19 protein-coding genes and 4 tRNA genes are annotated in these 21,048 nt (G+C 69.1%); 7 read left to right on the top strand and 16 right to left on the bottom strand.

The annotated features are described in order from the left end of the window. The first annotated feature begins 2 nt into the window (after positions 1–2). Positions 3–320: a hypothetical protein gene (locus CVA01_RS02810; protein ID WP_141328440.1), complete on the top strand. Its 318-nt coding sequence runs from the start codon at positions 3–5 to the stop codon at positions 318–320. Between the two features lie 486 nt (positions 321–806). On the opposite strand, the gene CVA01_RS02805 is transcribed toward CVA01_RS02810, so the two are convergent. From CVA01_RS02805 to CVA01_RS02785, 6 genes are all read right to left on the bottom strand, one after another. Beyond that, a complete protein-coding gene (locus tag CVA01_RS02805) occupies positions 807–3,362 on the bottom strand; it encodes an MMPL family transporter (RefSeq protein WP_141328438.1) in 2,556 nt (851 codons plus the stop codon). A gap of 43 nt (positions 3,363–3,405) precedes the next feature. After that, complete coding sequence (locus tag CVA01_RS02800) at positions 3,406–5,418, bottom strand: acyltransferase family protein (protein ID WP_014011048.1); 2,013 nt, start codon at positions 5,416–5,418, stop codon at positions 3,406–3,408. A gap of 278 nt (positions 5,419–5,696) precedes the next feature. Next, positions 5,697–5,786: transfer RNA gene (locus CVA01_RS02795), tRNA-Ser, on the bottom strand. A gap of 37 nt (positions 5,787–5,823) precedes the next feature. After that, entirely contained in the window at positions 5,824–6,000 is a 177-nt protein-coding gene (locus CVA01_RS14830) for a hypothetical protein (protein ID WP_170209670.1), read from the bottom strand. A 78-nt stretch (positions 6,001–6,078) separates the two neighbouring features. Continuing rightward, positions 6,079–6,507 carry a nucleoside deaminase gene (locus CVA01_RS02790; RefSeq protein ID WP_174775596.1) on the bottom strand — a complete coding sequence of 143 codons (429 nt, stop codon included), beginning with the start codon at positions 6,505–6,507 and terminating at the stop codon, positions 6,079–6,081. Positions 6,508–6,565: 58 nt separating this feature from the next. Then, complete coding sequence (locus tag CVA01_RS02785; protein ID WP_014011050.1) at positions 6,566–7,102, bottom strand: tRNA adenosine deaminase-associated protein; 537 nt, start codon at positions 7,100–7,102, stop codon at positions 6,566–6,568. A gap of 125 nt (positions 7,103–7,227) precedes the next feature. On the opposite strand from CVA01_RS02785, the gene CVA01_RS02780 reads away from it, so the two are divergent. Further along, positions 7,228–8,211, top strand: a complete 984-nt coding sequence (locus CVA01_RS02780; RefSeq protein WP_174775595.1) for a prephenate dehydrogenase — start codon at positions 7,228–7,230, stop codon at positions 8,209–8,211. Between the two features lie 19 nt (positions 8,212–8,230). On the opposite strand, the gene CVA01_RS02775 is transcribed toward CVA01_RS02780, so the two are convergent. The 5 genes from CVA01_RS02775 to CVA01_RS02755 are packed head-to-tail and all read right to left on the bottom strand — an operon-like array spanning position 8,231 to position 12,694. Next, complete coding sequence (locus CVA01_RS02775; protein WP_244938103.1) at positions 8,231–9,229, bottom strand: serine hydrolase; 999 nt, start codon at positions 9,227–9,229, stop codon at positions 8,231–8,233. Between the two features lie 55 nt (positions 9,230–9,284). Next, positions 9,285–10,220 carry a serine hydrolase family protein gene (locus CVA01_RS02770; RefSeq protein WP_244938102.1) on the bottom strand — a complete coding sequence of 312 codons (936 nt, stop codon included), beginning with the start codon at positions 10,218–10,220 and terminating at the stop codon, positions 9,285–9,287. Then, positions 10,204–10,983 (bottom strand): hypothetical protein, encoded by a 780-nt coding sequence (locus CVA01_RS02765; RefSeq protein ID WP_141328434.1) that lies wholly within the window; start codon positions 10,981–10,983, stop codon positions 10,204–10,206. The genes CVA01_RS02770 and CVA01_RS02765 overlap by 17 nt, the downstream gene beginning before the upstream one ends. 45 nt (positions 10,984–11,028) lie before the next feature. Further along, complete coding sequence (locus CVA01_RS02760; RefSeq protein ID WP_141328432.1) at positions 11,029–12,012, bottom strand: serine hydrolase; 984 nt, start codon at positions 12,010–12,012, stop codon at positions 11,029–11,031. A gap of 46 nt (positions 12,013–12,058) precedes the next feature. Beyond that, a complete protein-coding gene (locus tag CVA01_RS02755; protein ID WP_141328430.1) occupies positions 12,059–12,694 on the bottom strand; it encodes a hypothetical protein in 636 nt (211 codons plus the stop codon). Positions 12,695–12,817: 123 nt separating this feature from the next. On the opposite strand from CVA01_RS02755, the gene CVA01_RS02750 reads away from it, so the two are divergent. From CVA01_RS02750 to CVA01_RS02740, 3 genes are all read left to right on the top strand, one after another. Then, positions 12,818–14,029, top strand: a complete 1,212-nt coding sequence (locus CVA01_RS02750; RefSeq protein WP_141328428.1) for a sensor histidine kinase — start codon at positions 12,818–12,820, stop codon at positions 14,027–14,029. 11 nt (positions 14,030–14,040) lie between these two features. Next, a complete protein-coding gene (locus CVA01_RS02745) occupies positions 14,041–14,727 on the top strand; it encodes a response regulator (protein WP_014011057.1) in 687 nt (228 codons plus the stop codon). 91 nt (positions 14,728–14,818) lie between these two features. Beyond that, positions 14,819–15,733, top strand: coding sequence for an alpha/beta-hydrolase family protein (locus CVA01_RS02740; protein ID WP_141328426.1), 915 nt, complete (start codon positions 14,819–14,821; stop codon positions 15,731–15,733). Here CVA01_RS02740 and CVA01_RS02735 read toward each other — a convergent pair. Next, the gene (locus CVA01_RS02735; protein WP_244938101.1) at positions 15,726–17,069 is read right to left on the bottom strand and encodes a condensation domain-containing protein; all 1,344 of its coding nucleotides are present in this window, start codon (positions 17,067–17,069) and stop codon (positions 15,726–15,728) included. The genes CVA01_RS02740 and CVA01_RS02735 overlap by 8 nt on opposite strands. A gap of 106 nt (positions 17,070–17,175) precedes the next feature. On the opposite strand from CVA01_RS02735, the gene CVA01_RS02730 reads away from it, so the two are divergent. Then, positions 17,176–18,060, top strand: a complete 885-nt coding sequence (locus CVA01_RS02730) for an alpha/beta fold hydrolase (RefSeq protein WP_082796370.1) — start codon at positions 17,176–17,178, stop codon at positions 18,058–18,060. 404 nt (positions 18,061–18,464) lie between these two features. On the opposite strand, the gene CVA01_RS02725 is transcribed toward CVA01_RS02730, so the two are convergent. The 4 genes from CVA01_RS02725 to CVA01_RS02710 form a co-directional block, all read right to left on the bottom strand. Then, positions 18,465–18,540: transfer RNA gene (locus CVA01_RS02725), tRNA-Arg, on the bottom strand. A gap of 107 nt (positions 18,541–18,647) precedes the next feature. Beyond that, a complete protein-coding gene (locus CVA01_RS02720; RefSeq protein WP_170209669.1) occupies positions 18,648–19,433 on the bottom strand; it encodes an SDR family oxidoreductase in 786 nt (261 codons plus the stop codon). 74 nt (positions 19,434–19,507) lie between these two features. Continuing rightward, positions 19,508–19,580: transfer RNA gene (locus CVA01_RS02715), tRNA-Arg, on the bottom strand. Between the two features lie 175 nt (positions 19,581–19,755). Further along, positions 19,756–19,847, bottom strand: a tRNA-Ser gene (locus CVA01_RS02710). Positions 19,848–19,932: 85 nt separating this feature from the next. Here CVA01_RS02710 and CVA01_RS02705 point away from each other — a divergent pair. Further along, positions 19,933–21,027, top strand: a complete 1,095-nt coding sequence (locus tag CVA01_RS02705) for a histidinol-phosphate transaminase (RefSeq protein WP_141328420.1) — start codon at positions 19,933–19,935, stop codon at positions 21,025–21,027. The last annotated feature ends 21 nt before the right edge of the window (positions 21,028–21,048 follow it).

The raw sequence follows: 21,048 nt of genomic DNA, 5'->3' as shown, positions 1-21,048 counted from the left end.
CGTTGTCCCTGCGCCCCGCCGATCCGGGTGTGCACCTCCGTCCGCGACGAGTACATCGCCCAGACCTGCTCGGCGACGTCGTCCGGGTCGATGGCGTCCGGCCCCGCTCCCGGGGCACCCTTGACCGATCCGTCGATGACGATCTCGCCGGCGTACACGCCCTGACCACGCAACCGCGCGGCGAGCAGCCCGACGAGCTTCGTCTTGGCGGCGCACTCCAGGGCCACGCCGTCGGCGCCGAAGGACACCGCGTAGGCGTCCTTCCGGTCATCCTGGAGGCCGAGCGCACCGTTGAGGACACGCACCGCCCCGCGCTGTGATGTCAGGTCGTCCAGTGTGGCCTGCACAGTGCTGAACAGGCCGGACACGCCGTTGTCGAAGACCCGGCCGACGGTGTCCGGGTCATCGGAGAGCACGTCCCCGACGATGACGGAGCGGTAGGCGGAGAACACGACCGCGGACACCGGTCCGTGCCGGGCCTGCACCTCACGGACCGTGTCCCTGATGGACGCCGGGTCGGAGGCGTCCCCGATGAAAGCCTGGCCTCGGTGCCGGCGTCCCCGAGCTCGGTGACACCGGCGGCGAGGCGGTCGGGGTTGCGTCCGACCAGGGCGACCTTCCAGCCTTCACGGCCGAAACGGTGTGCGATGGACCGGGAATTTCCGGCAACGCAAAACCCCGCACCGTTCAGTTCCTCGGAACTGTTCTTCGGTGCGGGGTACCCTCTTTCCACCTTTATAATGGCCGACGCCTGAAACACAGTCAAATCGTCTCGCGGGTGCGCACGTCAACCGGGGCAACCGGAACTACTGTGTCGCCTGCCGTGACCTCCGTGCCTTCCGGAACTTCCGCTCCTTCGCCGGCTCATCGTCCATCGTCTCGATCGCACCGGAGGCGTAGGCCTCCTCCAGCTTCTCGCCCTCCACGTCGAAGGTCGGCAGCACCTTGTCCAGCCACCGCGGCATGTACCAGGTGGCGCGCCCGGTGATGAACATCAGCGCAGGCACCAGCGTCATGCGGATGAAGAAGGCGTCGAAGAGCACACCGGCACCGAGGGCGAAGCCGAAGACCTTGATGAACGGCAGCGGCTGGGCGATGAAGGAGGCGAACACGGCGATCATGATCAGCGCCGCCGCCGTCACCACCCGCGCGCCCATGCCGAAGCCCCGGACCACGGAGTCCTCGACGGCGTTGAACTTCCCGGCCGATCCGTCGGCCACCGCCCGGTGCGAGTGCTTCGTCCACCTCTCCCTCATCCGGGAGAGGATGAACACTTCGTAGTCCATCGCCAGCCCGAAGGTCACGCCGATGAGGAAGATCGGCATGAAGCTGATCAGCGGGCCCGGCGAGTCGATGAGGCCCCACAATCCCTCCTGCCAGAACAGCACAGTCACGCCGAATGCGGCACCGATGGACAGCAGGAATCCGGTCGCGGCGACCAGCGGCACCATCAGCGAGCGGAACACCATGAGCAGCAGCACCAGCGCGAGACCCACGACGAGTCCCAGGTAGACCGGCATCGCACCTTCCAGCCGGTCGGTCACGTCCTGCTGGATCGGCGTGAACCCGGTGATACCCATGTCCACGCCGGTCTCCGCCTCGATCCGGGACTTCTCACCGCGCAACTGGCCGATGAGCTGCACCGTCTTCTCGTCGATCGGCCCGGTCGTGGGTGTCACCAGGATCTGCGCGGTCGAGCCGTCCTCGGACGCCCCGATGAGCTGCGCGTGCTTCACGCCGACATTGTTGCCGAGCTGGTCCTTGATCATCACGAAGGACGCCTGGGCCGGCTCGATACCCCCGGCCACCAGCGGCTTCAACGACTCAGCCTCCGGGTCGACGTTCTCCGCGTCCACGATGACCAGCAGCGGCGAGTTCCGTCCCGCCCCGAAACCTTCCTCGATGAGCTCGGCAGACTTGCGCTGTGTCGTCGACTCCGGCGAGGTCATGTCCGAGGGCAGCGAGAGCTGCAGGTTCTTCGCCGGCAGGGTCAGCAGCACCAGCACCGCGATGACGATGACCACGAACACTCCCGGGGCACGGTGGATCAGCGTCACCCAGCGGGTACCCAGAGTCGGAGCGTAGGGATTACGGGCCGTGCGCGCGTCACGCGAGGCCCCACCGAACCGGCCGGACAGTCGGGCGAGAAGTCCCGGCTTCCGAGGCTTACCGTGGCGTCCCCTCGCCCCGGTGCTGTCCGGGATGTCACTCTGCCTGAGCCGACCGGAGGCGGCGTCCTTCCGGAAGACACGGTCCCCGGCGAAGCCCAGCAGTGCGGGCAGCAGTGTCAGCGCGACGAGCACGGCGATGAGCACGATGGCCGCGGCCGCGAAGCCCATGTAGGTGAGGAACTCGATGTTCGCCAGGGCCAGACCGACGAGTGCGACGATGACCGTCAGTCCGGCGAAGACCACCGCGGATCCGGCGGTGCCGACCGCCAGTCCGACTGCGTCGGGTCTCGATCTGCCGTGGCGCAGTTCGTCCCGGAACCGGCTCATGATGAACAGGGCGTAGTCGATGCCGACGGCCAGGCCGATCATGATGCCGAGCACCGGGGTGATGTTGTTCAGCGGGACGAGGGCGGTCGCCCCGGTGATACCCAGTGCACCCAGGCCCACGCCGATGACGGCGGTGATCAGCGGCAGCCCGGCGGCAAGCATCGACCCGAAGGTGAAGATCAGGACGATGAAGGCGACGATGACGCCGATGACCTCACTGATCGGCTCGATCTCGATGGGGTCGCCGAAGCCCGCGCCACCGGCCTCGGCCTGCAGCCCGGCGTCGCGGGCGATCTGCAGGGCGTCGGTCACCGCGTCCTTGTCGGCGGGGGTGACGTCGGCCGGCAGCTCGACGTCAAAGGAGAAACTGGTGGTGCCGGTCGTCCCGTCAGGACTGACGAGGGCGACGTTCGCGGCATCCGCCTCGGCGACCTCCTTCGGCAGGCCCATCTCCGTCTCCTGCCCGATGAGCAGGTCGGTCTGGGCGTCGTTCGCGGCGACCGGGCCGGTGAGGGCTTCGCGGGCCTCGTCGGTCATCGCAGCGACATTGTCCTTCACCGCGGCGATCGACTCGTCCACGGCGGCGGCGACGTCCGGGTCGGTGAGCGTCTTCCCCTCCGGTGCCTGGTAGACCAGGGTGACCCCGGCGTCCTCCATGGGGTTCTTGGTGCCGGGGAACTTGTCCATCAGCATCTCGGTGGCGTGCTGGGAGGGCACACCGTCGATGGCGAAGAGGTCGTTGTACCCCTTCTGGAACGCCGTGGAGAGGCCACCGACCACCACGAGGACGCCGAGCCACACCACAAGGATGAACTTGCGGTGGAGGAAGGACCAGCGACCGAGGCGGAAGAGGAAAGTTGCCATGGCCGACCATCCTAGGCGACACGGCTGGAAAGGTCGGGAAAGACTACTCCGTCCCGGAGGTCACGACCGTTCCGCCTGCCACCTCATCGGGTCCACCGGCCGGGAAGGCGTTGGCGAGGGCGGCGGCGAACATCCGGCCGCGGGCGGCATTGCCCTCGGCGTTGTAGTGCACGTCGTCACCGTCGAGGAACCAGTCCATGTGGTCGGCGACCTCGGAAGCCCAGTCCCACACGACCGCGTTGGGGTAGTCCTTCATGGTGTTCTCGAGGATCTCGTTGAACTTCTGCATGTTGGCGTCGGCGTAGTAGCCGTCGTCGATGCGGGTCTTCGCGGTGGACCACATGACGCGCTGACCGTCGAGCTGGTCCATCATCATGCGGACGCGGGTCTCTTCGTCGTAGTTCGCGCCGGCGGCGACATTCGCGGCGTCGTTCACACCGGTGCCGATGACCCAGCAGGTGCCCTCGGGCTGGTCGTAGGTGAGCAGCTCGGCGACGGAATCGACCGCCGAGGGGTAGTCCTCGAAGCCCTCGGTGGTGTTGCGTCCACCGAAGACACTGGTCTCGACCTCGGGGCCGCCGTGCTCGATGTACTGGTTCTCGCCGACGTCGGCGGGGTCGGGCAGCATGTCCGGGTTGAAGATGCCCAGCGAGGTCGAGTCACCGACGTGGATGACCTTGGTGCACGCCATCTGGCTGACGCCGTTGGCCGCGGCCTCGGCCGCCTCGGACTCGTCGGCGGTGACGGGGCCGTCGTTCTCCACCTCCATGGCCTGACCGCCGGTGCCGTCAGCGGACCCGCCGGATGCACCACCGTCCGGGTCGGCGAGGACGGCGGGCGCACCGATGACGATGACGGCGGAGAGCACCACACCGGAGCCGGCCCCGGCGTAGCGCTGGATCCGACCACGACGCTTCACCGGGACGGCCCTGTCGAGCTTCCACTCGGCCCACCAGTCCTTCACCGGACCGACCACGCCGTGGCGGCGGACCGGGTCCTCGAAGTACTTCCAGCTCACCGCGGAGAGCACCACGGAGATGCCGGCGGTGAGTACGAGGGAGAGCAGCAGCCTGTCCTCGACCCAGCCGGCCGGGAGGAAGGCGATGACGGGCATGTGCCAGAGGTAGATGCCGTAGGACCGCTCGCCGAGCCAGCGCATCGGCAGGCAACCGAAGACCGCCGACCACACGCCGGTGGGGCGCAGCACCGCGAGGATAGCGCACACCGCGGCGACACTGAGCAGGGCGATGCCGCCCTGGTAGAGGAACATGTCGTCCTGGTCGACGAGGATGACCATCGCGAGGATGCCGGCGACGCCGACGAGTCCGAGGACCGCGGCGGCGGGCCCGTTGGGCTGTGTCGACTTCCCGGCGGCACGGCGGGAGGACAGCCAGACGGCCAGCGCGGCGCCGAGCAGCAGTCCACCGGCACGGGTGTCGGTGCCCTCGTAGGCGCGGGTGTTGTCCGCACCGGCGCTCGCGAGCCACCACATCAGTCCGAAGGACGCCACGGCGAGGACCACCGTCGCCCAGGCCACCAGCGTCCGGCGCCTGCGCAGCAGGAGCAGCAGTCCGAGCAGGAGCAGCGGCCAGACCAGGTAGAACTGCTCCTCCACCGACAGGGACCACATGTGGTCCAGGGGACCGGGGCCACCGAAGTTGTCGAAGTAGGAGGCCTCGGAGAAGATCGTGTGCCAGTTGTTGACGTAGAAGAACGTCGAGAGTCCTTCACCGGCCCGGTCGGTCAGCGCGCCGCGGTCGAGGGCGACGGTGAGCAGGAGGACGGCGATGACCGTGACGATCATCGCCGGGGCCAGACGCCGGAACCGGCGTAGCCAGAAGGTCTTCAGGCCGAGGTTGCCGCGCCGGTCCCAGGACCGCATGAGGTTCGAGGTGATGAGGTAGCCGGAGAGTGTGAAGAAGACACCCACGCCGAGCAGTCCACCGGGGACGCCGCCGACCCCCAGGTGGAAGAGAATCACCACAGTGACCGCGAGTGTGCGCAGTCCGTCCAACCCCGGGACATACGTCGTCCCCTTGTCCACCGGTTTCGGCACTGTGCCCTGACCTTCTTTCTGCTCTGGTCCACCCTTGTTTCGCCGGAGACAACCGTAGCAACGGGACCGGACAACTCCGCATCCTCGGCGAGGTGAGAGTCGTACACCTCGTGGGACACCCGTTTCTGAGCACCTCTCTCCCACCCCGTGCAGGTTTTCACGTCCCGGGAGTCCGTCCGGAGCCCTCCGATTCGGCCTCCCGGGACGTGAACCTGCATGAGGGAACCATGGACATGGCAGAACCCCGGCACCGGAGATCCGGTACCGGGGTTCTTCTCTGGCGGTGGCGGAGGGATTTGAACCCCCGGTTGTTATTACACAACACTCGCTTTCGAGGCGAGCACCTTCGGCCGCTCGGACACGCCACCGTGGAACAGGGTAACGCACCGGTGACGGTAACGGAAATTACTCTCCGGTCAGCTTGTCGAGGCCGCTGCGGACGGCGCCCTTGACCTTCTCGCCCTTGTCACCCTTGGCGACCTTGTCGATGGCGCTGTCGGCGGCGCCCTCGATCTTGTCGCGGTTGTCGGAGACGGCGTCCTTGGCCTTGTCCGCGTACTTCTTCAGGTCGTCGATGCCCATGGTGTTTCCCTTCCGGGGGTTCGGTGGTCCGGGACGGAAGCCCGGTCGGTGTGGCCGACAATACACATCCCGGGAACGTCACCGCCGGGAACTGAAGAACTCCCGGACCAGATCCTCGCACTCGTCGAGCAGTACCCCGCCCCGGACCTCCACCGCATGCAGCGGGGATTCACGGGCCACGTCGAAGACCGATCCACAGGCCCCGGTGCGCGGTTCCCATGCCCCGAAGACCACGGTGCGCACCCGGGCACCGACCATCGCCCCGGCGCACATGGCGCAGGGTTCGAGGGTCACCACGAGGGCGCAGTCCGTCAGGCGCCAGGCGTCCCCGTGGGCCGCCGCCGCGGCGCGCAGTGCCAGGACCTCGGCATGGGCGGTGGGGTCGGCGTCCGCCTCCCGGCGGTTTGTCGCCGCGGCGAGTTCGGTGCCGTCGGGGGCGTAGACGACCGCGCCGACCGGCACATCACCGTCCGGGGTGGATGCCGCGACCTCCAGTGCCCGGGCCATCCGTGCGCGGTCACGCACCGCGGCCGCGGGTTCCGGCAGTCCGTCGCCGATCAGGGGGCTATTCGTCGCCGACAAGGTCAGCGAGCTCCTCGTCGAAGAGGTCCGCGAGCTCGTCGCCGAAGCCCAGGTCCCCGGCGATGGAGAGCAGTTGGTCGGAGGCGTAGATCTCGGCGTCGTCGAAGAGGACGGAGAGGGACTGTTCGCCGACACCGAGGTCGGTGAGGATGCCGAAATCGCCTTCGGGCCAGGGGGCGTCGGGGTCGTCGGCGTCCTCGATCTCCTCGTCGGTGGGCGCATCGAGGCCGAGTTCGTCGAGAATGTCCGCGGCGAGCCGCACCCCGTCGACCTCGGGATCGTCCTCGTCCTCCAGGGCGACGGTCGAGTCACCGAGCAGCAGACGGGCACCGCCCGGTGCGGGGCGCACCAGGGCCGCCCAGTCGTCGTCGACGGAGACCAGTCCCAGCAGGACGCCCTCCGCCCGCATATCCCGCAGCCGACGGACCAGCGGGGCCAGGCCGTCGGGGACGGACCGTTGCACCACGCGCAGATTCCAGACCCCGTCGGTGAGGTGTGCTGCGACGACGAAACCACTCATGGGCGCTACGGTAGTCGGCTTTGTGCCACACTTGGTAGGTGACTTCTCCGAATGCCGACCTGACCACCGCACATGCCGACGGACAGCCCGCTGTCCACCCCCGTTCCCCCGGCAGGTCCGGTCCGGTGTGCGTGCTCGGACTGGGTCTGATCGGCGGCAGCCTGCTGCGTGATCTGACGGCCGCGGGAACCCCGGCCTTCGGATGGAACCGGTCGACCGCGACGGTGGAGGCGGCGTCCTCCGACGGGTTCGACGTCTCCGGCGACCTCGTCGCCACGCTGTCCCGCGCCGAGCGGGAGGACGCCCTCATCGTGCTCGGCGTGCCGGTCCCCGCCCTGCCCGCGATGCTCGAGGCGGTGGCCACCCATGCCCCGTCCTGCGGGCTCACCGACGTGACCTCGGTGAAGGGTGAGGTGCTGCAGCTGGTCGAAGCCCACGGCCTGTCCGGTCGTTTCGTCGGCGGCCACCCGATGGCCGGCACCGCGGATTCCGGCTGGGACGCGACGCTGGAGGGCCTGTTCCAGGGGGCGGTGTGGGTCGTGACGACCGACGGCGCACCGGAGGACGGCGCTCCCGAGGATGCCGACTGGCTGCAGATCTGGTGCCGGGTCGTGGACATGGCCGTGCAGGTCGGTGCGGTGGTCGTACCGGCGCGTGCCCGGAAGCATGACGGGGCCGTCGCCCGCATCTCCCACCTCACCCACGTCCTCGCCGAAGCCCTCGCGGTGACCGCGGACCAGGGTGGGGCGCTGGCACTGTCCCTGGCCGCATCGAGTTTCCGGGACGCCACCCGCGTCGCAGGTACCGAACCGGGCCTGGTCCGGGCGATGTGCGAGAACAACCGGGAGGCCCTGGTCACCGCGCTCGACGAGACGATGGACCTGCTGGCTGAAGCGCGGGAGAATCTGGCGGACCCGCACCGGGACATCTCCGGGCTCGTCGACGCCGGTCATGGTGCCCGGCTGCGGTACGAGGCGAGGGCCGGGCGGGTCAAGGGTGGGCCGACGAACCGTCCGTACATCCAGCTGCGGCCCGGCACGACCGGTTGGCTGGACCAGCTGCACTACGCCGAGAGCATCGGTGCACAGATCGGACTGCTGGAGGTCTAGAACTGCCGGAGGCCTGACGCTACACCGACGGCGGAACGGAGGCGGGGACCTGGCACTCCGCCACGCCCCCCTCGGCGCCGAGGTCGGTGATCACCGGGGCGAGGGCCTCTGCCAGGGCGGCGGAGGCCTCCCGGGCGGTGCCGTCGGTGGCGTCACCGGGCACGATCGTGAAGGCGACGGGGACCTGGTGGTCGGCCTCACCGACGAGTCCGAACTCGCGGAACAGGTAGGTGCCGTCGTTCTCGTCACCCCACCCGCCCTTGAACCGGGCGCCGGGCAGCTGGCCGAGACCGTCGCGGTGCTCGTCGACGACATGGCCCATCTGGTCGAGGACCTGCTCGGCACCGGGCAGGCAGGCCATGCGGTTGGCGAAGATGACCTGGTTGTCGAGGGTCCAGTGGATGTCACCGAAACCCTCGTAGTCCTCGCGGTTGCGGTCCCCTTCGGCGTCGGTGGGGTCACCGGCCTGCCGGAAGACACCGTCGACTGCGGCCGAGGACTGCTCGTCGGTACCGAGGGATTCCCAGAGCCGCAGGGCGGCGTCATTGTCCGACTTCGTCAGCGCGAAGGTGAGGTCATCGGCGAGAACGGCAGGGTCCTCCCCTGCGTCCAGCATGTTCTGGACGGCGGCATAGGCGATGGGGACCTTGGCCGTGGACCAGGCGTGCAGATCGCCGGACTCGCCGGCGTGGACCACACCGCCTCCGGCCCGCAGACTGATGCCCACCCGGGCATCGAAACGCCCGCTGATGTCGTTGACGACGGCCTCGATACGACGGGTCGCGTCCTCGGCCTGTTCCTGTGCGGTCGGACGGGACGCCTCGGCGGCAGCGCTCTCCAGCGCGGACTGTTCACGGTCCGCCGAGCTCTCGGAGGAGGAACCCGAGTTCAGGGCCGTGACGAAGACAGTGACACTGAGGATCAGCAGCAGAATGGCACCGAGGGTCCACAGACCCCCGGTGCCGCCCCGGCCCTGCCCGTCAGTTCCGTCTGTTCCGTCTTCGTTCCAACTTGCCACCCCACGACCATAGAGCATCAACCTGTGGACGCTCACAGGAGACGGAAAACACTGGTCAGCAGGTGGTTTTCACACCGTGGACGCCACTGAGGGTGCCGCTGAGCTGGTCGACGATCTCACTGAGGGCGGCGGATCCGGACTCGTAACTGCCGTCGGGGGAAGTCACGGCGACAGCGACCGGGACCAGGGTGCCGTCGGCGCCGGGCACCAGTCCGAACTGGCGGACCTGGTAGCTGCCGGAGGTGTCGGGACCCCAGCCACCCTTGTAGCGCGCCTCCGGAATCCGGCCGAGACCGTAGTCCTGCCCGGCGGAGATCTGCCCCATGGCGGTGAGCACGGGCTGTGCCCCGGCGAGGCAGGAGAGTCCGCCGGCGAACCGCACCTGGTCGGCGGTGGACCACAGGGTCTGGCCGAAGGACGTGAATCCGTCACGGACGACCTGGGTCTGCACGGTGGTCGATGCGTCCCCGCCCTCGCGCAGTACGTCCTCGACCTTCGCCCCGGCGGTCGCGGGATCCCCGAGGGAGTCCCACAGGGCCTGGGCCGCACCGTTGTCGGAGGCGGTGATCGCGGAGGTGACGTTGCCCTGGACGGTCGCCGCGTCCGACAGGGAGGTGCCGTCGTCGACGGCGCGCAGGGCGGCGACAGCGACCGGGACCTTGCTTGTCGACCAGGCGACGGTGGTTTCCAGGTCACCGGCGGTGACGACGCTGCCGTTGTCGAGGTAGGCCAGCGCATAGAGGACGTCGACGTTCACCTCCGCACCCTCGGCGGGACCGGCGGCCGGTGCAGCGGAGGTGGATGTGGCAGGACCGGTGGGATCCGGCGCTCCGTCGTCGGTGACGGTGACGACGGCCTGTCCTGCGTCACCGTCGGCGTCGTCATCGTCGACGGTGCCGATGACGCAGCCGCTGAGCGTGACGGCCGTGAGAAGTGCGGTGGCGACCGTGGGGACGAGCCGCGCGAGACGCCGGTCAGGCGATGTAGACATGGGCGTCGTTGCCTCCGGTGCAGTGGATGTAGCTCCCCTGGTCCGAGCAGCTCATCGTGTAGGCCTGGCCGGTGGTCGGGCTCGAGGCGATGACGGTCTGGTCGGTGTTCCGGTCGACGCGGTAGGCCTCGACGTAGGCATTGCGCACGTTCTCGGCGAAGCCCGGCGTGGTCGGGCCGGACAACCATATGGAGTTGAAGTTTCCGGTGGGCTCACCGTTGGACGCCGCGGCGTTCACCGGGGTGACGCCACCGGGCAGGTCGGCGGTGGTGGGCCGCGCCTGGGAGGCGGTGGTGGACGGGGTGGAGTCTTCCGTGTCTCCGCTGCCCCCGGCATCTGGCGGCACGACGACGGTGGTGGTGGCCGGGGAGGACGCGCCGTTGTCGGAGTCATCGGAGCCGAAGAGGTTGTTCCACTGGGTGGCGAGCAGGACGCCGAGGGCGATGACCAGCAGGATCACCACGATGATCAGGGCGATCTTCGTGCCGTTGCCACCGCCGTCACCCTGCTGACGCTGCTGACCCGGCTGCCCCTGCGGGTACCCCTGAGGCTGGTACTGGCCCTGCTGGCCCCACTGCCCGGACTGGAAGGGATTGTGCTGGAAACCGCCGGCACCGGCTGTGCCCGCAGCGCCCGCAGCTCCGGCCTGGCCCGGGGTCACCGGAGGGAAGACGCGGGTGGCGTCATCCTCGCCGGCACCCGAACCGCCCGGCCTGCCGCTCCCGGAACCTTCCGGGGGAGTGTAGCCCCAGCTCTGGGTCATTGTGTTTCCTTCCGCACATTTTCCTGAGTCAGGCTTCAGTGTAAGTCACTGCGCCATGAACTCCTCGACAGACATCGGCTCCTCGTCTGAGGCGTCCGGCACACCCGCCGGAACCTGACATTCAGCGGTGCCACCGTTGTCCGCCGCCGCGTCGAGCACCGGCTCCAGTGCCTCAGCCAGGGCCTGGGCAGCCTCCCGGGCGGCGGAGTCCAGGCCGTCATCGGGGACCACGGCGATCGCCACGGGGACCTGACGGTCCTTCTCCCCCACCAACCCGAATTCACGCAGCACATAGGTTCCGTCATTCTCCGGACCCCACCCGCCCTTGAAACGGGCACCGGGCAGCACGCCGAGCCCCATCCGGTGGACGGGGATGACCTGTCCCATCTCGTCGAGGACGGGCTCCGACCCGTCGAGGCAGGCCATCCGGTCGGCGAAGGTCACCTGGTTGTCGAGGCTCCAGTGGATGTCACCGAAGCCGGTGTAGTCCGGCTCGCTCTCCGCGGCGAGAGCATCCGTGGGGTCACCGCTCTCCTTGAGCACCGCTGTCAGCGCGGCCGACCCCCGCTGCCAGCTGCCGAGGCTGGCGAAAAGGCGCATCGCGGCGTCATTGTCGGACATGGTCATCGCGGCGGCGATGTCGTCGGCGATGTACCGGGTAGTGCCGTTCTTCTCGGCGTGCTGCTGTGCCGCAATCGCCACCGGGACCTTCGTCGTCGACCAGGCGTGGAGCTCCTGCAGGTCACCGGCGTGCAGCACCTCACCGTCGGACTTCAGGCTGACGCCCAGGGATGCGTCGTAGTCCCGGGAGACCTTCCCGACGATCCGGTCGATCTCGGCAGGGATCCGGTCAGGGTCGGGTCCGTCTGCACTGCCCGCCCGGGAGTCCCCGTCCCCCGCTGCCGCGTCACCGTCCCCGCCGGTGACGATGAGAACGGCGACAACCACGGCGAGGATCACGAGCAGCACCGTGCCGACGATCCACCGGCCGAGGCGTCGACGCGTCGGAGCGGGTCGGGTATCGGTCATGGATGTGACTGTAGATCACGGACCGGACGGCCCCGGAGTCAGGGAGTCAGGACCACGGCCAGGTTTCCTTCACCGGCGCACCGTCGTTCTGCCGCCAGCTGTTGGCGGTCACCGCGGCATCGGCGACACCGGCCATCGCCCGGCATCCCACCCCACGCAGCCCGGCCTCCGTGCAGGACCCGGCCATCCGGGACGCCAGCTGCCGGTCCAACGCGGGGCGCACCCCGGTCGGAATGGCCTCACCGGTGGCGTCGGCGACACGCAGCAGGTCATAGCCCAGATCATGGGTGAGGCACGCCGGGGTGAAGGACGCCGGCAGCGGGACCGGGGAGGAGCAGTCTCCCGCCGGATCCGAGGGGACGCCGTCGACGACCACCGGCTGATACCCCAGAGCCCCGGTGATCTCCCCGGGCAGGGACGTGATCCATGCCTCCGCGTCAGACTCCGCGTCCTCATCACCGTCGACGCCCACAGCGGCGAGGTCCCGCGCGGCGGCGACGGCGGCCCCGGGCAGTGCCGGAGCCGCGTCCACAACGTCGGCGGTGTTCTCACCCGGTGCCGCGTCCACCGGCGAGGCCGCCGCGGTCGACCCGCCGAGGGCGAACACCAGCGCGACAGCGACGCGGGAGGTGAGGAGGTAGCGGGGACGGGTCAACAGGGTACGTGCAGAGAGGCGTGTCATGACCGTGAACGCTATGGAGCGCCGACCACCGCCCGGATCCCTCACGGCAGTGATCTTCCCCGTCCTCCGAATCACCCTGGAGAGGGATGTCCTGCCCTGCGGCGCGCTCTAGTGTCGGAGAGCATGAGCCCCACCCTGCGACGTCCCCGCCCCACCCGACAGCGCCCCATCCGACGGCTGTGGGCCCTCCGGACGAACCCGCAGGTGCGGCAGTACGGCGCCCCGGCGCTGGTGGTCCTGTTCGCAGGCATCCTCTTCGCCGTCGCCTGGCCCACCTTCCACCTCACCCATTCCCTGCACGCCGCGATCGTCCCGCTGCTCGCCGCCGCCGGAACTCTGCCCGTGATCACCGCCGTGCGCTGGCCGGTGGTGTCCTGGCTGGTCGTCGCGGCGTCCTGTCTGGTCAGCCTGCCGTTCCACGGCAACCCCGACTACGCCCTCGGCTGGCCGGTGGCCTTCCACCTCGCACTCGCCTTCACCCTCGCGGTGGTCGTGCTTCGCGGCCCGGTCCGTGAGGTCAGCTTCGCCGTCACATCGACCGCCCTGCTCATGGCGCTCAACCCGCCCGAGGTCGTCGTCGGCTGGATCGTCGGTGCCCTCGTCTGGTCGGCGTTCTTCCTGCTGCTGCGCTGGCTGCTGGCCTCGCGCCGCCAGGTGAAGACCGAGACCACGCGTGCGACCGAGCAGTCCCAGCTGCGGGTGATGGCCGAGGAGCGCAACCGGCTGGTCCGTGACCTGCATGACGTGGTCGCCCACCAGATGTCGATGATCGTGGTGCAGTCCCAGTCCGCCCCCTACCGGCTCCAGGGCGTCACCCCCGCCGTCCACGCCGAGTTCGACTCCATCGCCGGCACCGCCCGCGAGGCCCTCAACCAGGTCCGTGAACTGCTCGGTGTGCTGCGCTCGGACGCCGAGTCCGGAGCCACCACCCCGGTCGGCGCCGACCAGATCGAACCGGTGCTCACCACCGCCCGGCGCGCGGGAATGGACCTCACCTGGACCCTGGACAGCTCCGTCAACTCCCTCGACGACACGGTCGGGGTGGTGCTGCAGCGCGTCCTCCAGGAGTCCCTGTCGAACGCCTCGCGCCACGCGCCGGGCGGGAGGGTCCTGGTCAACCTCACGGTCACGGAGAAGGACGGCCGCCGCGACGCCGAGCTGAGCGTCGACAACGGTCCGGCCGCGCCCGGGGAAATCGTTCCCCCGGAGCACAGTGGCGGGGCGGGGATCCCGGGGATGGCCGCCCGGGTGCAGGCCGTCGGCGGGTCCTTCACCGCCCTGCCCGCCGCCGACGGCGGGTTCAGCGTCCGTGCCGTTGTGCCGGTCGCCCGGTAAGTTCACGGGCCATGGGAGATATCACCGTCACCGTCGTCGACGACCAGGCCATGGTCCGGCAGGGCTTCGCCGCCCTGCTCGGCGCACAGCCGGACATCACCGTCGTGGGGGACGCCGCCGACGGCGCCCAGGCGGTCGAACAGGTCACCCGGCTGCACCCGGACGTGGTGTTCATGGATGTCCGGATGCCGGTGATGGACGGCCTGGAGGCCGCCCGCCGCATCCTGTCCGCCGGGCTGGATCCGGCGCCGAAGATCGTCATGCTCACCACCTTCGACCTGGACGACTATGTCTTCGAGGCCCTGCAGATGGGCTGCTCCGGGTTCCTGCTGAAGGACGCCCCGGCCGGGGAACTAGTCCGCGCGGTCCGTCTGGCGGTGACCGGGGAGGCGCTGCTCGCCCCGTCGGTGACGAAGCGCCTCATCGAGGACGCCGTGGCGAAGCGTCCCGCCGGACGAATCCGGGGTGGTGAGAGCGCCGGTGAGCAGGCGGCGCTGAAGGCGCTGAGGTCACTGACGCCCCGCGAGCACGAGATCCTGGAACAGATCGCCACCGGCCGCTCGAACCAGGAGATCGCCGGGACCCTGTTCATCTCCGAGGAGACGGTGAAGACGCACGTGCGCAAGGTGCTGCAGAAGCTGTCCCTGCGTGACCGGGTGCAGGCCGTGGTCTTCGCCTACGAGAACGGTGTGGCCTGAGACCCCTCCGGCGCCTCCCTCTGAAGAGTGAGCCGGGAATCCCCCGTCACGGGGATCCGGGCGGTGACCTGCGCTCCGTACGTTGCGGGTCATGGCCACACCGACAGTCCCCCGCACTACGACAAACACTGCGACAACCCCCGCGACCGGCACCGCATCCGGCACCGCGACGCCCATCTCCCACCCGCCGCGCCTGTCCCGGGCCCACCGCACCGTCGCCGGACTGTCGTTGCTGCTCCTCGTCCTGTTCGCCGGATTACCCCACGGGCTCGCCGGCTCGGCGGTCTGGTGGTCGCTGGACTCCGGCCCGTTCGCCCTGTCCCCGCGCGACGTGCTCTCCGAGGCGTCCCCGGTCGGCGCGGTCCGTGTCTTCGGCGACTACCCCGGAACCGACGCCACCACCGCCGCCCGCGACACCGTCGACGCCCTGGAAGACGCCGGTGGTCTCGACCGGAGTTACGTCAGCATCGACCTGCCGACCGGCTACGGGTGGATCGACCCGGACCAGGTCGAGGCGATGGAGGACTGGGCCGACGGCGACATCGCCTCGGTGTCCGTGCGTTACTCCTCCGCCCCCTCCGCCGCGGTCCTGCTGCTGCAGCGTGACCTCGCCGAGGACTCCGCCGAAGCGCTGATCCGGGAGGTCGCGGACCGGGTCGCCACCTACCCCGACGACGACCGCCCGGAGATCATCGTCCACGGTCAGAGCCTGGGCGCCGCCGTCGGATCCGACATCCTGGACGCCGACCCAGCCCTGGCGGACGCCGTCTCCGTCGCCCTGTGGCAGGGCCTGCCCGGTGGCGACGACGACCCCGCACCGGCCGACCGGTGCACCGTCTCCGAGCTCAACGACGACGACCCGGTGGGGAAGCTGTCCCTGTCACTGCTCGCCGACCCGGTCGAGGCGGTGAAGGTCCTGGCCGACCTCCCCGGCTCTGACCAGTCCCCGGTCGGTTCGGAGCACAGTTACGGTGGCGTCCTCCCACCGGCCGGATGTGTCAGCTGACCATGTCGACGGGCTCCGCGTCCTGCACCCCGGCGATCTCCCGCAGCCCCTCGGTCACCAGCTGCGACCAGGTGCCGACGGTCTGGCAGGCCTCCGGGGTCTGCGGGTAGCGCACCCGCAGCCGCATCCCGTCGTTGTTGAGCACGAACCAGGCCATCACCCCGTCGGTGCGGATCCACGCGGACACGTGCTGGGGCTGTGCCTCCGCCGGAAGCTGCACCGGGAGCCGGCGGTTGTCCAGCCATGACAGGGCGAACATGCCCGGGGTCTGCGGCATACCGCCCCAGGGACGCAGCAGCGGTTCCAGGGGGTACGCGCCCAGACCGATGGCGTCGGAGACCGCGGCGTCACACTCCAGCGGATCGGCCGAATCGCACTCGAGGACCGAGTTGGTGATGAACCAGCCGACCGAATCCGCCCACCTCCGCCGGTCACCGTCCGGACCACGCCGGGAGTGCACCGGGAACACCGCGCGCAGTGCCCCGGCGTCCATCCGGTGGTTCACCCCCACCAGCACACTGACGGCCAGGGGCAGCAGCCGGACGCCGGCGTCCTGTGCTGCCCGCTCGAGGGCTGCGACACCGTCGGTGTCCAGCACGTCGACGACCTCCACCACCTCGTCACGGGGGCTGGAGACGTCACCGAGCGACAGCGGGAAGCGGAGCATCACCCCGTCCCCGTCCGCCATGATCCGGGCCCAGCGGTTGCGGACCTCCGTCGGGGCGGTCGGACGCCGTTCCAGGTCACGGGTGTGGTCGGCGAAGGACGGCACCGACGCCGGCATCTCCGGGACGCCACCGTCGACGAGGTCCACCCCCTCATGCTCCCCGACCCCGAGAACGGCGAGCATGTCACGGGCCAGGACCAGCAGGGACCAGGCGTCCCCGTGGCTGTGGTCGAGACCGATGACCGCGGTGCGGGTGCCGTCCTCGTGCGTGGTGACGGTCAGCCGGTACGACGGGGTACCGAAGGGGTCACAGGCGACGTCGAAGAGCTCCCGCAGGACGCCACGCGGGTCGGCGCTGCCGTCACCGACCCGGCGCCACTGGCCCCCGGTGACGACGATGTCATGTGTCCTGATCAACCGTGGTGACCCGGGTGGGGTTGTCCGGGTGGCGGCGTCCTCCCGGAGGACCGTGCGTAGTGTCCCGTGCCGGTCGATGACCTTGCGCCAGGCGTCCCCGATCCTCCCGAGCCCGACCGGTGGGACGGCGAAGGCCACCGCCAGCCACGAGCCGGGCCGTGAACCGGCGCCGGCGTGCCTCGCCTGGTCGAAGGATGCCGCGTGCCCGTCCGGGTGCGCGCCGGGTGCGGGGGCCACTGTGGTCTCGAACACGTGAACCTGTCCTGCAGAAATGTCCATACGGGCTACAGTTGTGAGTCTCATACCCCGGAATCTAGGCACGGGGGATTACAGCGGTATTTCCGGAAAGGGACAAACCATGAGCGGCACCACGGGCGGTCCGACAGGCTCGACAGGCACAGTCGAGGCGGCCCCCACCGATGCGACAGCGGGATACATCGACGGCCTCGCCTACGACGCCTGGGGGCCCGCCTCCGGCATCCCGGTGGTGCAGCTGCACGGGCTGACCTCCAGCCGCGCCCGCGACGTGGTCCTCCACCTCGACCTCACCGCCGGTCAGGACGACCTGCGGGTACTGCGCTACGACGCCAGGGGCCACGGCCACTCACTCGGCGCCCGGATCCCCGCGCTCTACCACTGGACCTCCCTGGCCCGTGACCTGGGGCGGATGGTGCACTTCTTCGACGAGACCGAGGACGGTGCCACGGTCACCCCGCCGGTCGCGGCTGTGGGGCAGTCGATGGGCGCGGCGACGATCCTCACTGCCGCGGCCTCGGATCCGGCGACCGCCCGTGAGCGGTTCTCGTGCCTGGTGCTCGGTATCCCGCCGACGGCCTGGGAGCTGCGCGGCAACCGGGCGGGGATCTACGAGGCGAATGCGCACTTCGTCGAGGAGCACGGACTGGCCGCCTTCGCCGAGACGACCCGGGCTGAACCGGTGCCGCCGACCCGTGGTGCCGATGTGCCCTTCACCTGGCCGGACATCGACCAGTCACTGCTGCCGTCGGTGTACCGGGGTGCGGCCGGTAATGACCTGCCGCCCCGGGAGAAGATCGCCGAGCTGGGGAAGACCGGGATCCCGGTGTTCATCCTCGGCTGGGTGGAGGACAAGGGGCATCCGTTGGAAGTGCTCCATGAGCTGGCGGAGCTGCTGCCGACCGCGCAGACGACCATCGCGCACACGCCGGAGGACGTGGCGGCGTGGCCGGACCGGATCGGGGAGTTCATCCGCACGCACGTGTGAGGTGCGGATGGCGGTGAGGAGTAACCCGGATAGGAGCTCGTCAGCGACCCGGATCCGACCCGGCCGGGTGGTTCCGATGCTCCTGACCACCCTGTCGGGTCGTTCCCGGAATCTGTGCCTACCCGGGTGGCATCTGACTCAGCTCAGCGGCATCCCTTCCTGTCGCCTCGGCCGTTCATGACGACATAGACAGATGCCGCCACGAAGGAAGAGATGCCACCCTCCCCTTGCCCCCGCCCTGTCCGGAAGTGGTGCCGAGGAATCGGAAAATTTCGAGCCGGACGACCTTCCGACACTGTGTCCGGACATGGAAGGGTCAGGGGTCCGTCGGTCCGATCACCCATGTCACATGGACATACGAAAGAGGCCCCGCGACCGGACTCTGTCCGGCGGCGGGGCCACTGTGGTGCGCCCGGAGGGATTCGAACCCCCAACCTTCTGATCCGTAGTCAGATGCTCTATCCGTTGAGCTACGGGCGCTTACCTTCGCTGCCGATCTCCCGGCAACGAAGAGATAGCCTACACAGCTGCGGAAGATTCCACAAAAGACCAGGCCACAACACATAAACCCAGGATCATACCGACCGTCAGTTGATCTTCCCGACCAGTGTCAACGGAGCGACCCGCAACAGTGCCCCGATGACCCGCCAGGGCCACCCCGGGACGTACGCCTTCCGCTTCCGCTCCTCGATCGCCGTGAGCATGGACTGCACGCCCTTCTCCGTGGAGGTCATCAGCGGGGGACGCTTCGCCTTCCCGTCGTCACCCTCCTTACGCGCGGTCATCTCGGACTCGATGTAGCCGGGCAAAATCACGGTGACGTCGATCGGCGTCTTCGACTGCAGGAGTTCACTCTGCAACCCCTCCCCCAGGTTCGCCACGAAAGCCTTCGTCGCCCCGTAGGTCGCCATCGCCTTCCGGTTGCCGCGGATCGCCGACACCGAGGAGACGAGTACCAGGTGACCGGCGTTGCGCTCACGGAAGATCTCCATCGCCGCCTCGGCCTGTGCCAGCGCGCCGAGGACATTGGTCTGCGCGGTCTCCCGGTTGGCGTCCGGCTGCCCGGAACCGATCTTGCGGCCCTTACCCAGCCCGGCGTTGGCGACGATCCGGTCGAGTCCGCCGGCGTCGGCGTCCGCGGTACGGAACACCTCGCGCACGGTGTCCCCGTCGGTGACGTCCAGGGCGTAGGTGCGCACGGTGACGGAGGGGTTGGACGCGGTGATCTCGGTCGCCAGCTCATCCAGTCGGTCGGTACGTCTGGCACAGAGTGCCAGGTCGTGGCCGAGGGCGGCGGACTGTCGGGCGAGTTCGGCGCCGAGGCCGGAGCTCGCGCCGGTGATCAGGGTGGTGAAGGTAGCAGTGTTAGTCACAGCAGCGAACCTAACAAAAGAATCCCGTCCCGGTGGTCGTTTGCGCGACCCCGGAACGGGATTCAAGAAAAGCGTGCGCCCGGAGGGATTCGAACCCCCAACCTTCTGATCCGTAGTCAGATGCTCTATCCGTTGAGCTACGGGCGCCCGCTGTTTCCAGCGACTTCAGTTTCCCCGACACACCACCAGACGGAGTACGTCACACGGTCCCAGGGTACACCACACACCCCGTATAACGGGACCGAGTCCATGTTGCCCGGAACTCACCACAAGATCCGGACGGCTTCTGACGCATCCTCACGAAAGCCGTGGGAAGCTGAAGTGGCGGAGACGAGAGGATTTGAACCTCCGGTCCTCTGTTAGGAAGACAACTCATTAGCAGTGAGTCCCATTCGGCCGCTCTGGCACGTCTCCACACCGTTGCTCGCGCAACGGCTCCCGTCACAGTACATCAGCCCCCGCGGCACGACAAACCTGCACCGAGACTAGGCTGTTCCCCATGATCAGGCCTGCACTTTCCGCCCTCCCGTCCTATGCTCAGGGTTCCGATGACCCCCAGGGCCTGAAGCTCTCGAGCAATGAGATCACCCAGGGCCCGCTGCCCGGTGTCGTCGAGGCCGCGGCCCACGCCCTCGCGAAGGCCAACCGCTACCCGGACATGGCGGCCACCGGCCTGCGCACCGCCATCGCCCAGTGGCACGGTATCGACTCCTCCCTCCCCATCACCGCCGAGAACGTGGCCGTCGGCGCCGGCTCCTCCGCCCTGATCCAGCAGGCCGTCCTCGCGTGCTGCCGCGGGGGCGACGGGATCGACGGCAGCGCACCCGAAGAGGTCATCTACCCCTGGCGCAGCTTCGAGGCCTACCCGATCTTCGCCCAGGTCGCCGGAGCGACCGCCGTGGAGGTCCCGCTGACCCCCGAGCTGCGCAACGATCTGCCCGCCATCGCCGCGGCGATCACCGAACGCACCCGGCTCATCATCGTCTGCAACCCGAACAACCCGACCGCCACGACCGTGACCCGCAACGAACTCGAGACCTTCCTCGACTCGGTGCCGCAGGACGTCCAGGTGCTGCTCGACGAGGCGTACTTCGAGTACGTCCGCAACGAGAAGTCCCCGGACGGCCTGTCACTGCTGGCCGCGTACCCGAACCTGGCCGTGGCCCGGACGTTCTCCAAGGCCTACGGGCTGGCGGGGCTGCGCGTCGGCTACGTCATCGGACGCCCGGAGTTCATCGACGCCCTGAACAAGGTCTGCATCCCGTTCAGCAACAACGCCGTCGCCCAGGCCGCCGCGATCGCCAGCATCGACGCCCGCCGTGAACTGCTGGCCCGTACCGACGAGACCGTGGTCCAGCGGGGTCGCGTCCTCGACCGGCTGCCGGAGTCGCTGCAGGGCCAGGCGGAGGCGAACTTCGTGTGGCTGCCGCTGGGCGACCGTGCCCGCGAGTTCGCCGACGCGATGGCCGAACGCCACATCGTCGTGCGCTGCTTCGACGGTGACGGGGTACGCATCACGATCACCGACGAGGCGGAGACAGATTCCCTGCTCACCGCCCTCGATGTCGTGGGTATCGACGACTTCGCACAGTAGAAACACCCGCGTAATCCGCGG

Source organism: Corynebacterium variabile (genome assembly GCF_006539825.1).
GTDB classification, from domain to species: domain Bacteria; phylum Actinomycetota; class Actinomycetes; order Mycobacteriales; family Mycobacteriaceae; genus Corynebacterium; species Corynebacterium variabile.
The sequence above is the reverse complement of the archived record's forward strand: the minus strand, read 5'-3'. Positions and strand labels throughout refer to the sequence as shown.